The 12523-nt window shown below is 74.5% G+C and carries 12 protein-coding genes; 5 read left to right on the top strand and 7 right to left on the bottom strand.

All coding sequences use genetic code 11. The annotated features are described in order from the left end of the window. Positions 1-110: 110 nt before the first annotated feature. From Sco07f_RS17880 to Sco07f_RS17865, 4 genes are all read left to right on the top strand, one after another. Complete coding sequence (locus tag Sco07f_RS17880; protein ID WP_087788478.1) at positions 111-605, top strand: FBP domain-containing protein; 495 nt, start codon at positions 111-113, stop codon at positions 603-605. A gap of 105 nt (positions 606-710) precedes the next feature. Further along, on the top strand, positions 711-1967 hold the full coding sequence (locus Sco07f_RS17875) for an FUSC family protein (RefSeq protein ID WP_174855379.1): 1257 nt from the start codon (positions 711-713) through the stop codon (positions 1965-1967). 39 nt (positions 1968-2006) lie between these two features. Further along, positions 2007-3059, top strand: a complete 1053-nt coding sequence (locus Sco07f_RS17870; RefSeq protein WP_108988404.1) for a hypothetical protein — start codon at positions 2007-2009, stop codon at positions 3057-3059. Between the two features lie 30 nt (positions 3060-3089). Beyond that, positions 3090-4325, top strand: coding sequence for a lactonase family protein (locus Sco07f_RS17865; protein ID WP_087788481.1), 1236 nt, complete (start codon positions 3090-3092; stop codon positions 4323-4325). Here the strand turns inward: Sco07f_RS17865 and Sco07f_RS17860 are convergent. Together Sco07f_RS17860 and Sco07f_RS17855 are read right to left on the bottom strand one after the other, a co-directional pair. Beyond that, positions 4293-5018, bottom strand: a complete 726-nt coding sequence (locus tag Sco07f_RS17860) for a DUF2470 domain-containing protein (RefSeq protein WP_054101225.1) — start codon at positions 5016-5018, stop codon at positions 4293-4295. The two genes, Sco07f_RS17865 and Sco07f_RS17860, sit on opposite strands and share 33 nt — an antisense overlap. Positions 5019-5126: 108 nt before the next feature. After that, entirely contained in the window at positions 5127-5735 is a 609-nt protein-coding gene (locus Sco07f_RS17855; RefSeq protein ID WP_007389330.1) for a TetR/AcrR family transcriptional regulator, read from the bottom strand. Between the two features lie 122 nt (positions 5736-5857). On the opposite strand from Sco07f_RS17855, the gene Sco07f_RS17850 reads away from it, so the two are divergent. After that, on the top strand, positions 5858-7432 hold the full coding sequence (locus Sco07f_RS17850) for a cytochrome P450 (RefSeq protein ID WP_108988403.1): 1575 nt from the start codon (positions 5858-5860) through the stop codon (positions 7430-7432). On the opposite strand, the gene Sco07f_RS17845 is transcribed toward Sco07f_RS17850, so the two are convergent. The 5 genes from Sco07f_RS17845 to Sco07f_RS17825 all read right to left on the bottom strand — a co-directional run bounded on the left by Sco07f_RS17845 (position 7394) and on the right by Sco07f_RS17825 (position 12514). Beyond that, complete coding sequence (locus tag Sco07f_RS17845) at positions 7394-8242, bottom strand: pentapeptide repeat-containing protein (RefSeq protein WP_007389329.1); 849 nt, start codon at positions 8240-8242, stop codon at positions 7394-7396. The two genes, Sco07f_RS17850 and Sco07f_RS17845, sit on opposite strands and share 39 nt — an antisense overlap. 57 nt (positions 8243-8299) lie before the next feature. Further along, positions 8300-9202 carry a sigma-70 family RNA polymerase sigma factor gene (locus tag Sco07f_RS17840; protein ID WP_244942067.1) on the bottom strand — a complete coding sequence of 301 codons (903 nt, stop codon included), beginning with the start codon at positions 9200-9202 and terminating at the stop codon, positions 8300-8302. 58 nt (positions 9203-9260) lie between these two features. Continuing rightward, entirely contained in the window at positions 9261-10004 is a 744-nt protein-coding gene (locus Sco07f_RS17835; protein ID WP_007389327.1) for a PIG-L deacetylase family protein, read from the bottom strand. Between the two features lie 55 nt (positions 10005-10059). Continuing rightward, positions 10060-11361: an alpha/beta fold hydrolase gene (locus Sco07f_RS17830; protein ID WP_108988401.1), complete on the bottom strand. Its 1302-nt coding sequence runs from the start codon at positions 11359-11361 to the stop codon at positions 10060-10062. 127 nt (positions 11362-11488) lie between these two features. Further along, positions 11489-12514: a LacI family DNA-binding transcriptional regulator gene (locus Sco07f_RS17825; protein WP_108988400.1), complete on the bottom strand. Its 1026-nt coding sequence runs from the start codon at positions 12512-12514 to the stop codon at positions 11489-11491. Between the last annotated feature and the right edge of the window lie 9 nt (positions 12515-12523).

Genomic DNA, 12523 nt, shown 5'->3' with positions numbered 1-12523 from the left:
CCTAGAGGCACTAGGACAGCCGGCCGGACCGACCGCCTTGGACCGACCCGACCGGCACCGACCGGCACCGACCGGCACCGACCGACCTTTTCGACCAAGGGGAGGCTCCCATGAGAGCACTCGACGAGCGGGACATCCGCACCTCCTTCATCAACTGCTCGAAGGGCGAGGCCAAGCGCCTGGCCGTTCCCCGTGACCTCGACGAGCGCCCCTGGGACGATCTCGACTTCTTCGGCTGGCGGGATCCCGGGGCGCCCGACCGCAGCTATCTGGTCGCCGAACAGGGCGGACGGCTCGCCGGTGTGGCGCTGCGGTTCCAGCAGTCCCGGAGCGGCTTCCTCCAGCGCAGCATGTGCGGGCTCTGCCTGACCACCCATCCGCGGGGCGGTGTGTCGCTGATGACGGCGCGCAAGGCGGGGGCGGCCGGCCGGGAGGGCAACTCGGTCGGCCTCTACATGTGCACGGATCTCGCCTGTCCCCTCTATCTGCGGGGCAGGAAGGTGCCGGAGGGCGGGGGCCGGTTCGAGGAGAGCCTCACCCTGGAGGAGCAGATCGCCCGTACGCTGGGCAATCTGTCCGCGTTCGTCGCCAAGGTGACCGGCTGACCCGTCCGGCGGCGCACGGCGCGTGAGAGGGGCCCGGCCGCCCGCGTCCGGCTACCGTCCTGATCGGACACGTTCGAGGCGCCTGCGGAAGGGAACAGCCCGAGGATGCGGGATGTGCTGGATGCCGCGAGGGCGGCGCTGCGGCGGGTGAAGTGGCTGAGGGACCCCAGGGTGGTCCAGGCCTTTCGCTCCGCCGCCGCGGCATCGATCGCCTATGTCATCGCGGTACGGCTGACCCCCGACAAGTCGGCGCCACCGCTCACCGCGCCGCTGACCGCCCTGCTGGTCGTCCAGGTCACCCTGTACGCCACGCTGAAGATGAGTTTCCGCCGGGTGAACGCGGTGGTCGCCGGTGTTCTGGTCGCCATCGCCTTCAGCCAGTTGGTCGGACTGAGCTGGTGGAGCCTGGGCCTGATCATCCTGGCGGCGCTGGGTGTGGGGCATCTGGTGCGCGCCGAGGAGTTCACCGCCGAGGTGGCGATCAGCGCGATGCTGGTGCTCGGCGTCACCTCGCACGGGAGCCTGGCGTGGGCCCGGGTGGTCGAGACCCTGGTCGGGGCGATCGTGGGTCTGGTCTTCAATCTGATCCTGGCGCCTCCGGTGTGGGTGGAGCAGGCCGGTGAGTCCGTCGTGGGGCTGGCCAGGCAGGTGCGCCAACTGCTGTTGCGCATGGGCGAGGAGGCCGCCGGCAGCATGCCGTTCCACGAGGCGGCGGCCCGGCTGCACGAGGCGCGCCGGCTCGACCACGACATCGGCGAGGTGGACGAGGACCTCCGCCAGGCCGAGGACAGCCTGCGGTTCAACCCCCGGGTGCGCGAGGGGCTGCTGCACCGGGTCGTGCTGCGCACCGGTCTGGACACCCTGGAGATCTGCACGGTGGTCATGCGGGTCCTCGCGCGCAGCTTCACCGACCTGGCCAAGGAGCGGGAGCCGGAACCGCTGTTCGCACCGGAGACGGGGGCCGCCGTCCAGGAGCTGCTGTCCGAGATCGCCGACGCCGTGGTGAGCTTCTCGGTGCTGGTCACGAGCAACGCGAGTGAGAACGCCGAGTCCGCGGAGGAGCGGCTGGCCGCCGAGCTGCGCCAGGCCGCGGTCACCCGGGACCGGCTGGCCGGCCTGCTCCTCGACGAGGTCCGGCGGGACGCGAGGCAGTGGCAGCTGCGGGGCGCGGTGCTGGCCGAGGTGAACCGGATCATCGACGAGATGGACACCGAGCACCGCTCCCGCCGGCTCTTGGAGGAGCTGGACCGCCACACGCGCGAGCAGCGCGAACGCATGCCGCGGCTGACCCGGTTGCGGGACCGGGCACGGGCCCGGCTGCGCCGGCGGAACCGCGGCACCGCCGCCCGGCGTTCCTCTTGAGGGACGAGGAACGGTTCACGGCGAATGAGGGGCCTTCGGATGACCGAGACCAGTGTGCGGATCGACGGGAACCGGCTGTCGCTGCCGGGCGGTGCGTCGGTGCGTTTCGTACGCACGCTCCGGCTTCCCGAGACGGGGACGCATCCGCTGCCGCCGGGTCTCGGCGAGTTCCCGGTCCGCCGGGTCGCCGACTACGCGGACACCGTGCCCGAGGAGTGGCGTGCGCGCGGGGGTGTGATGCTGCCGGTGTATCTGCGTGAGGCCATGTGGCTGAGCTTCGCGGGCACGCGGGAACCCGCCGCCCTCCAGGTGGGGGTGGGCAAGGTGTGCGCGGTCTCGGGCAGGCCGTGGAGCGACCGGCTGTCGCGCGACCCGCAGAACTACGTGGTCCTCCCCCGCCAGCCCTGGCTGGACGGCATCAACTCCGGGTCCGGCACGGTCCGTCAGTTCGTGGCGGTGCCGCTCGGCACGGGGGCGACCGTCGAGGGCCAGGTCACCGGTGCGGAGGTCTGGGGAGGCGTCCAGTTGCAGGCGTTCACCCTGAGCGCCCCCGAGCTGCTGCGCTGGCGCGAGGAGGAGCGGCGCCGCCGGGAGTCGGCCCCCCGGGGAGCCCGTCCGGGCGGGGCCTTCGGAGCTCCGGCACCGGCGGCGGCACCGGCCGCGCCGGGCGGGGCCCCGGGCTACGGCGGGACGGTCCGGCGCCGGTCCACACCGGCCATGGGGCTCGGCGTCGGCGGTTCCATGCGCCAGGAGGTGTACCGCGACCAACGGCCGCCGACGGACTGGGCCGAGCGGCCGGCCGGGCGGGTCTTCGTGCACCTGGTGACGCCGCCGGAGTGGCGCCGCATCACCGGGGAGGCGCCGCCGCCGTCCCCCGTGGACCGGGCGGCGTACACCCGGGCCGGTCTGCCCTGGTACGACTACTACGACCAGGACGCCCACGACCTCGCGCCCACCGGGCCGCTCCAGGACGTCAAGCCGGTCGGGGACTGGATCGGGGACGACCACGAGCCGTGGCAGGCCCCCGCGCCCCACCAGGTCCACCCCCTCGGGGACACCCCGGGCCGTCCGGTGCAGGACGGGGACTGGTAGAGGACCGGCACGGGAGGGCGGGCGGGCGTCATGAACCGCGACAGTTCGAACAGGCGGCACTTCTTGGCGCTCCTCGCACGGACCGCCACCGCCGCAGCGGCGCTTCCCGCGGCGGCGGCCTGTGGTGGACCGGCGGAGCCGGACGGCGGACCGGACGGGCCGGCCGCCGCGGGCACCGCGCCCGGGGCGAGCAGCGGTGCGCCGGGCAGACAGCGGCGGTCCGCCGGACCGCGCCCCCTCCTCCTCGGCACCTACACCTCCGCCGAGGGCGGCGGCGAGGGCGTCGGGCTCGCCGAGTACGACCCGGGCACGGGCCGGGTCACCGGCCGCGGTCTCCTCGCCGAGGTCGACGATCCCTCGTACCTGGCCGTGCACCCCGACGGCCGCACCCTGTACGCGGTGAACGAGCGCGAGGACGGTGCCGTGACCGCGGTCCGGCTGTCGGACCGCAGGGTGCTGGGCAGCCGGAGCACCGGCGGCGCGGCACCCTGCCATCTGTCCGTGCATCCGGGCGGACGCTGGCTGTTCAGCGCCAACTACGGCTCGGGCAGCGTCGCCGTGCACCCGATCGGCGCCTCAGGCGCGCTCGGGGAGCGTACCGGCCTGGTCACGCACTCCGATCCGCCGCCGGGTCCCGGACAGCGGGGGCCGCACGCCCACCAGGTCGTCACCGGCCCGGACGGGAACCACGTCCTCGCGGTGGACCTCGGTACGGACACCGTGTACACCTACCGACTGGACGAGGACGCGGGGACCCTTTCGGAGGTCGCGCGGGCCCGGACCCGGCCGGGCGCCGGGCCCCGGCACCTCGCCTTCCACCCCGGCGGGCGCCACGCCTATCTCGCCAACGAGGTCGACAACACCGTCGCGGTCTGCGCGTACGCCCCGGAGACGGGACGGCTGACGGTGGGCGAGGCGCAGTCCACCGGGGCGGAGCCGGGCCCGGGGTCGGGCCCCAACTACCCCGCGCAGTTCCTGGTCACGTCCGACGGCGCGTACGCCTTCCTCGCCAACCGGGGGCACAACAGCCTGAGCCGGTACGCGGTGGAGGCGGCGGGCGCCCGGCTGCGGTTCCTCGGCACGGTGCCGGTGGGCGGCGACTTCCCCCGGCAGATCGCCTTCTCCCCGGACGGCGCACTGCTGTTCGCGGCCAACCAGCGCTCCGGCAGCGTCAGCGCCTTCCGCGTGAGCGAGGACGGTGGCGAACTGCGCACCGCGGGCAGGCCGTTCGCGTCACCCGTCGCCGTCTGCGCGCTGCCGTTGTAGGGCCCGGGGGCAGGAGACGGTGCCCGCCTGCGCGAGGAGCACGTGCACCCGCTCGGTGAGCTGCGCGATCTCGTCGGCCGGCGCGTGGAAGGGCAGGCGTACGTCGCCGTGGTCACGGACGCGTTCGATGCGCAGGGTGAGTCCGTGCCGGTCGACGGCGAGCGGCCGCACCCGGACCGCTCCGTGCAGGCTGTCCGGGTCGACGAGCCGGGTCAGCCGCTGGACGGCGTCGTCGTGGCAGTCGGCGAGGTGGGTCAGCAGCCGCGCCTCGGCCAGGGCCAGCGGGTCGGGCGCGGCGGCGGTGAACTCGTCGACGTCGACGACCACGGCACCGGAGGGGCGCCGCAGCACCGCACGGGTGGGGCGGAAGGCCAGGTGACCGTCCTCCACGGCCAGCCGGCCGGCGAGCCAGAGCCGGGCCCTGATCCGGCTCCGCACCGGGACGGGCGCCACGTCGGCGAACTCCAGCACGGCGGACGGCTCCCCCCGGGGCGCGCACAGCGCCGCGGCGAGCAGCGCGCTGTCCTCGGGCACGTGCAGGAGCACCCGGCCGTCGTCGGTGACGGTGTGCGCGCCGACGAGCTCCTCGCGGCCGCCCTCCGCGGTCACCGCGCAGGACCACGCGGCGGCGAGCACGGACCGGGCCTGCTCCGCCGCGGCCGGCGCGGCCGTCCAGGCGTGGGTGTCACCCATCCCAACCTCCGTTCGGCAATTCATTAGGTAAGGCTCACCTAACCTATCGGAGATCGGGGAGCGCGCCAACCACGACACCGGTTCGAGCCGCGATCCGGACACGCCGCGTCAGGGCGCGATGGCCCCCAACAGCGCCCGTGCGCACAGGTCGCGCACCTGCTCGCGGGCGGGTTCCGGATCCCGCAGCCACTCCAGGCAGACGGCGGTGGTGAAGGCCAGCCAGCCGCGCACCGCCAGCCGTACGTCGCCGCGTTCCTCGACGGCCGGACCGAACTCGGGGTCGGCGGACAGGGCGGCGAGGATCTGCCGCTCCTGCGCAGCCAGCGCCCGCCGGTAGACCTGGCGCACGGCCCGGTCGCCGGTCGCGTCGGCGCGGTGGAAGGCGCGGTAGCCGTGCGCGTGGGCCCGGACGTACTCCAGGTACGCGTCGAGGCCCGCGGTGAGCTGCTCGCGGACCGGGACGCCGGGCACGGCCGCCGTCATCCGCAGCATGCGCTCGCTCTCCCGCTCGACGACCGCCGCGAAGAAGTCCCGCTTGTTCGGGAAGTAGTGGTACAGCAGCCCGCGGGAGACCCCGGCGATCTCGGCGACCTGCTCGATCCACACCTCGTCGTAGGGACTGTCCGAGAACAGCCGCGCGCCCACCGAGAGCAGCTGCTCCCGGCGCTCGGCGGTGCTGAGCCGGCGGCGGGTGCGCGCGCCCTGGTTCGCGGCCATGCCCGCACCTTACTTGACGCCGGTTCAACAACGGGACGAGACTGGGCCGCGTTATTGAATCCATGTACAACACGCTCGCCTCGGCTCGTGCAACACGCCGCTGCGTCAAGGGAGATCGCGTCATGGCCCAGACAGCGAGGGAACCGGCCCGGGACGGACTGCCGAAGGGCTTCCGCAGTGCCGAGCTGGGCTGGCCGGAGCTGCACCGCATCCCGCACCCGCCGTACCGGCTGCCGCTGCTCGGTGACGTGGTGGGCGCGAGCCGGCGCACCCCGATGCAGGACTCGCTGCGCTACGCGCGGCGGCTGGGGCCGATCTTCCGGCGGCGGGTCTTCGGCAAGGAGTTCGTGTTCGTGTGGGGCGCCTCCCTCGCCGCCGACCTGGCGGACGAGACGCGGTTCGCCAAGCACGTGGGCCTGGGCGTGGCCAACCTGCGGCCGGTCGCCGGGGACGGGCTGTTCACGGCGTACAACCACGAGCCCAACTGGCAGCTCGCGCACGACGTGCTGGCGCCCGGGTTCAGCCGCGAGGCCATGGCCGGGTACCACGTGATGATGCTGGACGTGGCCGCGCGGCTCACCGGCCACTGGGATCTGGCCGAGGCGTCGGGCCGGGCGGTGGACGTGCCCGGCGACATGACCAAGCTGACGCTGGAGACCATCGCGCGCACCGGTTTCGGGCACGACTTCGGCTCCTTCGAACGCGCCCGCCCCCACCCCTTCGTCACCGCGATGGTGGGCACGCTCGGCTACGCGCAGCGCCGGAACACGGTGCCCGCGCCGCTCGCCCCCTGGCTGCTGCGCGACGCGAGCCGCCGCAACGCCGCCGACATCGCCTACCTCAACCGCACGGTCGACGACCTCGTCCGCGAACGCCGGTCAACCGGCGGCGGCGGCGGGGGCGGGGTCGGCGACCTGCTCGACCGGATGCTGGAGACGGTCCACCCGCGGACCGGTGAGCGGCTGTCGCCGGAGAACGTGCGCCGGCAGGTCATCACCTTCCTCGTCGCCGGGCACGAGACGACCTCGGGCGCGCTCTCCTTCGCACTGCACTACCTCGCCCAGCACCCCGACGTGGCGGCCCGGGCCCGTGCCGAGGTGGACCGGGTGTGGGGCGACACCGAGGCGCCGGGCTACGAGCAGGTGGCCAAGCTGCGCCACGTGCGCCGGGTGCTCGACGAGTCGCTGCGGCTGTGGCCGACCGCGCCCGCCTTCGCACGGGAGGCCCGCGAGGACACGCTGCTCGGCGGCGCGTACCCGATGCGGCCCGGGGCCTGGGCGCTGGTGCTCACGGGCATGCTGCACCGCGATCCCGAGGTGTGGGGCCCGGACGCCGAGCGGTTCGACCCGGACCGCTTCGACGCGAAGGCCGTACGCGCGCGTGCCCCGCACACGTTCAAGCCGTTCGGGACGGGGGCGCGGGCGTGCATCGGGCGGCAGTTCGCGCTGCACGAGGCGACGCTGGTCCTCGGGTTGCTGCTGCGCCGCTACGAGTTGCGGCCGGACCCCGGATACCGGCTGCGGGTGGCCGAGCGGCTGACGCTGATGCCGGAGGGGCTGCGGCTGCACCTGGCCCGGCGCACCGCCGCCCCGGCGTCCTCCCCGTCCCACCCGGACGACGCCGGGGCGGCAGGGGAACAGGACGCCGGGAACGCGGGCTCAGCCTCCCGCTGTCCAGTGCACCGGGCGGGTGACTGAGTCCGGCAGCCTGGTGCCGGGGCCGCCTCGGGCCGCGTTGACCTGCGGCTGGGTCAGGAAGAAGGCGCCCGTCAGGTCCGCGTCGGTCAGCTCGGCGTCGCGCAGGTCCGCGCCGATCAGGTCGGCGCCCCGCAGGTCGGCGCCGGTGAGGTCGGCGGCGATGAGGTAGGCCCCGCGCAGATCGGCGCCGGCCAGGTCGGCGCCTCTCAGCCGGGCGCCCATCAGGTCGGCGTTGCGGCGGTTCTTCTTGCGGCCCCGGGCGCCGGCCCGGACCAGCTCGCTGGTGCGCAGCAGAAGCACGTTGACACGCTGCCGGTGTGCGGCCACGTCGAGGGCGGCCAGTTCCCCGGGGGTCCCCCCGGCGAGGCGTTCGGTGTCGGCGAGGGTCCGGCGCAGGTCGGCGTGGAGCGGGCGGGCGGCCGGCAGGGTCAGTGCCTCGGTCAGGTACCAGAGCAGCTCGTGCAGCTGGCGGACGACCGGGAACACGTCGAACATGCCGCGCCCGCGCTCCGGCGGGCCGCCGCGCCAGTCCACGCCGCCGAAGGTGACCTGCGAGACCCGCTGCCCGGCGCCGAAGCAGTCGTAGACCGTGCAGCCGCTGAAGCCGCGTTCCCGCAGCGTCGCGTGGATGCCGCAACGGTGGTCGGTGCGGAGGTTGGCGCAGGGTGTGCCGGCGTCCTTGTCGACCGCGAAGTCCGCGGAGCGGGCGAAGGGCAGGGCCACGCAGCACAGTCCGAAGCAGCTCCCGCAGTCGCCGCGCAGTTCCGCCGGGGCCGGTGTGTCCGTCCGGTCCGCCGTGTGTTCTCGCATGTCGTCGAGGATACGGGCCGTCGGCGCGCGGCCCCGGGGTCGGCCCCGTGCGGCCGGTCAGACCTCCAGCGCGGACAGGTCGAGACGGGCGAGCCGCTCGGGGTCGGACAGGATGTACAGACCCGTGATGAGCCCGTCGGCGACGGTGACGTAGGTGACCGACCGCGGCTGCCCCTCGGACACGGCGACGGTGCCCACCGCGCCGCTGACCAGGACGACGTGGGCGAGCCCGGCGAGGTGGCGGAAGTGGAACGCCCCGGTGGCGACCGTCCGCGCCCCCCGGACCGTCTTCGACGCCGCCACGCCCCGGGCCAGTGCACCGGCGTCGGCCCGCAGCACCACGTCCGGGTGCAGGACGGACACCAGGGCCTCGAAGTCGCCGGCCCGGCTCGCGGCGAGGAACGCCTCGACCGCCCGGCGCTGCCGGCCGAGGTCCGGTTCGGCGGCGGGGGTCGCGTCGCGCACCCGGCGCCGGGCCCGGCTGGCGAGCTGCCTGGTGGCGGCGGGGCTGCGCTCGACGACCGGCGCGATGTCGTCGAAGGGCACGGCGAACATGTCGTGCAGGACGAACGCCAGCCGCTCTGCCGGTTCCAGCGTCTCGAGGACGACGAGCAGGGCGATGCCCACCGAGTCGGTGTGCATCGCCTCCGCCTCCGGGTCCGTCCGGGGCAGCGCCCGCAGCACGGGGTCCGGCACGAAGGTGTCGAAGCCCTCGGTCATCGGCTCCTCGCGGCGCGCGGTGCGGGAGCGCAGCAGGTCCAGGCAGATCCGGCCGGTCACGGTGGTCAGCCAGGCGCCGAGGTTGTCGATGCGGTCCTCGCCGGAGCGGTCGAGCCGCAGCCAGGCCTCCTGGACGGCGTCCTCCGCCTCGGCCAGTGAGCCGAGCATGCGGTAGGCCACCGCCTTCAGCTGCCCCCGGTGCTCCTCGAAGCGCTCCGCGAGCCGCTGCTGTCCCCGCATGTCCCGTTCCCCTCGCGCCTCGTGCCCCACTCGCACACCCCGCTCCCCCGCCATGCCGCTACCGTCCGAAGACTTCGAAGGTCACGGCCGGCTTCCCGCCGAACCGCTCGCCGGCGGCCCGGGCGAAGCCGGTGAGGAATCCGCGCACGTACGTCTCCGGGTCCTCCTCGGTCAGCACCTCGATGTACGTGCGGTGCTCCAGCAGCGAGCGCACCGCGCGCTCGAGGCCCGGGGTGGCGTCCACGGCGTGGGTGGGCGAGGAGGAGCCGGCGACCGCGACCCAGCGCACCCCGTTCCACGGTGCGAGGCCCTGCTCGGTCAGCTCCGGGAAGATCCACCGGTTGCCCGCGTCGGCCGCCGCGTCGAGCGTGGCGCGGCCGACGGCGACGTGGTCCGGGGTGTTCCAGGCGACTCCGCCCCAGGTGTCCCGGTGGTTCATGGTGATGACCAGTTCGGGCCGGTGCCGGCGGATCGCGGCGGCGATGTCGCGGCGCAGCGCGGTGCCGTATTCGACGACGCCGTCCCGGTGGTCGAGGAACTCCACCTCGCTCACCCCGACGACGGCGGCGCTGGCCCGCTGCTCCCGCTCGCGCAGCGGGGCGCACTCGGCGGGCGGCAGCGTGTCGATGCCCGCCTCGCCCCGGGTCGCGAGCACGTAGGCGACCTCGCGGCCCTCGTCGGTCCAGGACGCGATCGCCGCCGAGCAGCCGTACTCCAGGTCGTCGGGGTGGGCGACGACGGCGAGGGCGCGGCGCCAGTCGCCGGGCATGGGCTCCAGTTGCGTGATCGTCGGCTCCGTCATGCCCGCACACTAACCCGCGCCACCGGCGCCCCACCGCGGTTTCAGGCCGCGTCCCTCACGTCTCGTCGCGGGCGAGCGCGAGCAGCCGGTCCAGGACGCGGGGGCCGCCGGCCCGTACGCCGTCGTGCTCGAACTCGTCGGTGACCCAGGTGCGCAGGCCCCGGATCGCGCGGGCGGTGGTCAGCGAGTGGGCGGTGTCGACGTACATGTCGTCGTGGTAGACGACCGCGGCGGCCGGGACCTCGTTGGCGGCGAGGCGGGCCGGGTCGTACTGCGGCGTCCAGTCGGTGCGGGCGGCGAGCAGTTCGGCCGTCTCGCGCAGCGGGCGCAGGGACGGGTCGCAGTCGAACATCCAGGGGTGGATGGTCTCGCCGGTGAAGAGCAGCGGTTCGTCGCCCGCGAGGGCCTTGGCGGCGTCGAAGCGCGGGAACTCGGCGCGCACCCGCTCGGCGGACCAGTCGGTGGGCCGGGCGTCCTGGCCGTAGATGGCCTCGTGGACCAGGGCGTACAGCGGGCGGCCGGCGTACGACAGCAGGCCCTGCGCCTGCTCCTGGAAGGCGTCGGAGAGTTCGTGTCCGCCCGGGGTGCGGACGAAGGCGTCCTCCAGGAGGAAGTGCAGCCGGTGGCTGCCCTCTCCGCTGCCGAGCATGATGCCGAGGGACTGGAAGGCCTCCACGGTGAGGCGGTAGCCGTTCGGCAGGACCACGTCGTGGGTGAGGAGGTGGTCGGCGATGCGCCGGGCGCGCTCGACGTCCTGCGGATAGCGGGCGTAGTGCGCGGCGACCTTGCGCTCGATACGGGGGTAGGCGGCCCGGTAGACGTCGTCCGCGTGTGCGTCCAGGGAGGGCAGGCCGCCGGTGATCAGGGCGGCGCTCAGGCCCTCGGGGGCCAGCGAGAGGTAGGCGACGGTGCAGAAGCCGCCGAAGCTCTGGCCGAGGACGGTCCAGGGGGCTCCGCCGGTGACCTGGGGGCGGATGGCCTCGCAGTCCCGGACGATGGCGTCGGCGCGGAAGTGGGCCAGGTAGTCGGCCTGTTCGGCGGGGCCGCCGCGCAGCGGGAGGGTCTGGCGACTGGCCGGGGTGGAGGCGCCGGTGCCGCGCTGGTCCAGGAGCAGGACGCGGTACTCCTGGAGGGCCCGGCCGAACCAGCCGGGGCGGCCGACGAAACGGTCCGCCTTGCCGCCGGGGCCGCCCTGGAGGTAGATCAGCCAGGGCAGGTCCTGGTCGGCCTTGTCGCTCGCGACGGCCTCGCGGGCGTACAGCTCGATCGTCTCCCCCGTGGGGTCGGCGTGGTCGAGGGGCACGGTGAAACGGCGGTCGGTGAGCACGACGCCTGGCTGGCGGTAGCTGACGCTCAAGGGGTCTCCCGGGGCGGACGGATGTGGCGGCCGGTTCTTTCGGCCGGGTCCCAGTTCAGCACACGGTCCTGCGGCCGCCGACCCCCGGGATCATGAAATCGTACTGCCGGGACTACTGAACGGCTGCTCAGCGGGCCGCGAGGCTGGAGCGCCGCACCACCAGTTCGGGCTGGAGGACGACCCGGCGGTGCGGGTGGGTCCGGTCCGTGCCCTCCAGCTCGGTCTCCTCCAGGAGCAGCTCGGCGGCCATGGCGCCCATGGTGACGGCGGGCTGGCGCACGGAGGTGAGCGGGACGGCCGCGGCGGCGGCGAACTCGATGTCGTCGTAGCCCACGATCGCGAGGTCGTCGGGGACGCCGATCCCGGCGGCGTACATGGCCTGGAGGACGCCGAGGGCGAGCAGGTCGTTGGCGCAGAAGACGGCGGTCGGCCGGTCGGCGAGGCCCAGCAGGCGGGCGCCGGCGTCCCGGCCCGCGGCGACGTCGAGGCGTTCGGTGGGCAGTTCGCGCAGCGCGTCGGGGCCGAGCCCGGCCTCGGCGAGCGCGGCGAGGGCGCCGGTGCGGCGGTCGCGCACCTGGTTGAGGCCGGGCGGGCCGCTGACGTAGGCGATGGAACGGTGTCCGGCGTCCACGAGGTGGCGCACGGCCAGCGCGCCGCCGGCGACGTCGTCGACGGAGACCGAGCACTCGGTGGTGCCCTCGGCGACCCGGTCGACCAGCACGAAGGGGATGTGGTGGCGCCGGAAGCCCTCGATGTTGCGGCCGGTGGCGTCGGCGGGGGTGAGCAGGACGCCCCGGACCCGCTGTTCGGCGAAGAGCGAGAGGTACTCGGCCTCCTCCCCCGCGTTCTGCGCGCTGTTGCAGACCATCACGCCGAGCCCGGCCTCGCGGGCGGCCCGCTCGGCACCGCGGGCGACGTCGACGAAGAAGGGGTTGCCCATGTCCAGGACGAGGAGCCCCATGATGCGGCTGCGTCCGGCGCGCAGCTGGCGCGCGGACTCGCTGCGGACGTAGCCCAGCCGGTCGATCGCGGACAGCACCCGGGCGCGGGTCTCGGTCGCGACGGTGTCGGGGCGGTTGATGACGTTGGAGACCGTGCCCACGGAAACTCCGGCGGCGCGGGCGACGTCCTTGATACCCACGGAATGGGCCATCGGGCAGGG

Source organism: Streptomyces coelicoflavus (assembly GCF_003112555.1).
In the GTDB taxonomy this organism is placed as follows: domain Bacteria; phylum Actinomycetota; class Actinomycetes; order Streptomycetales; family Streptomycetaceae; genus Streptomyces; species Streptomyces coelicoflavus.
This window is presented reverse-complemented; position numbering and strand designations above follow the sequence as displayed.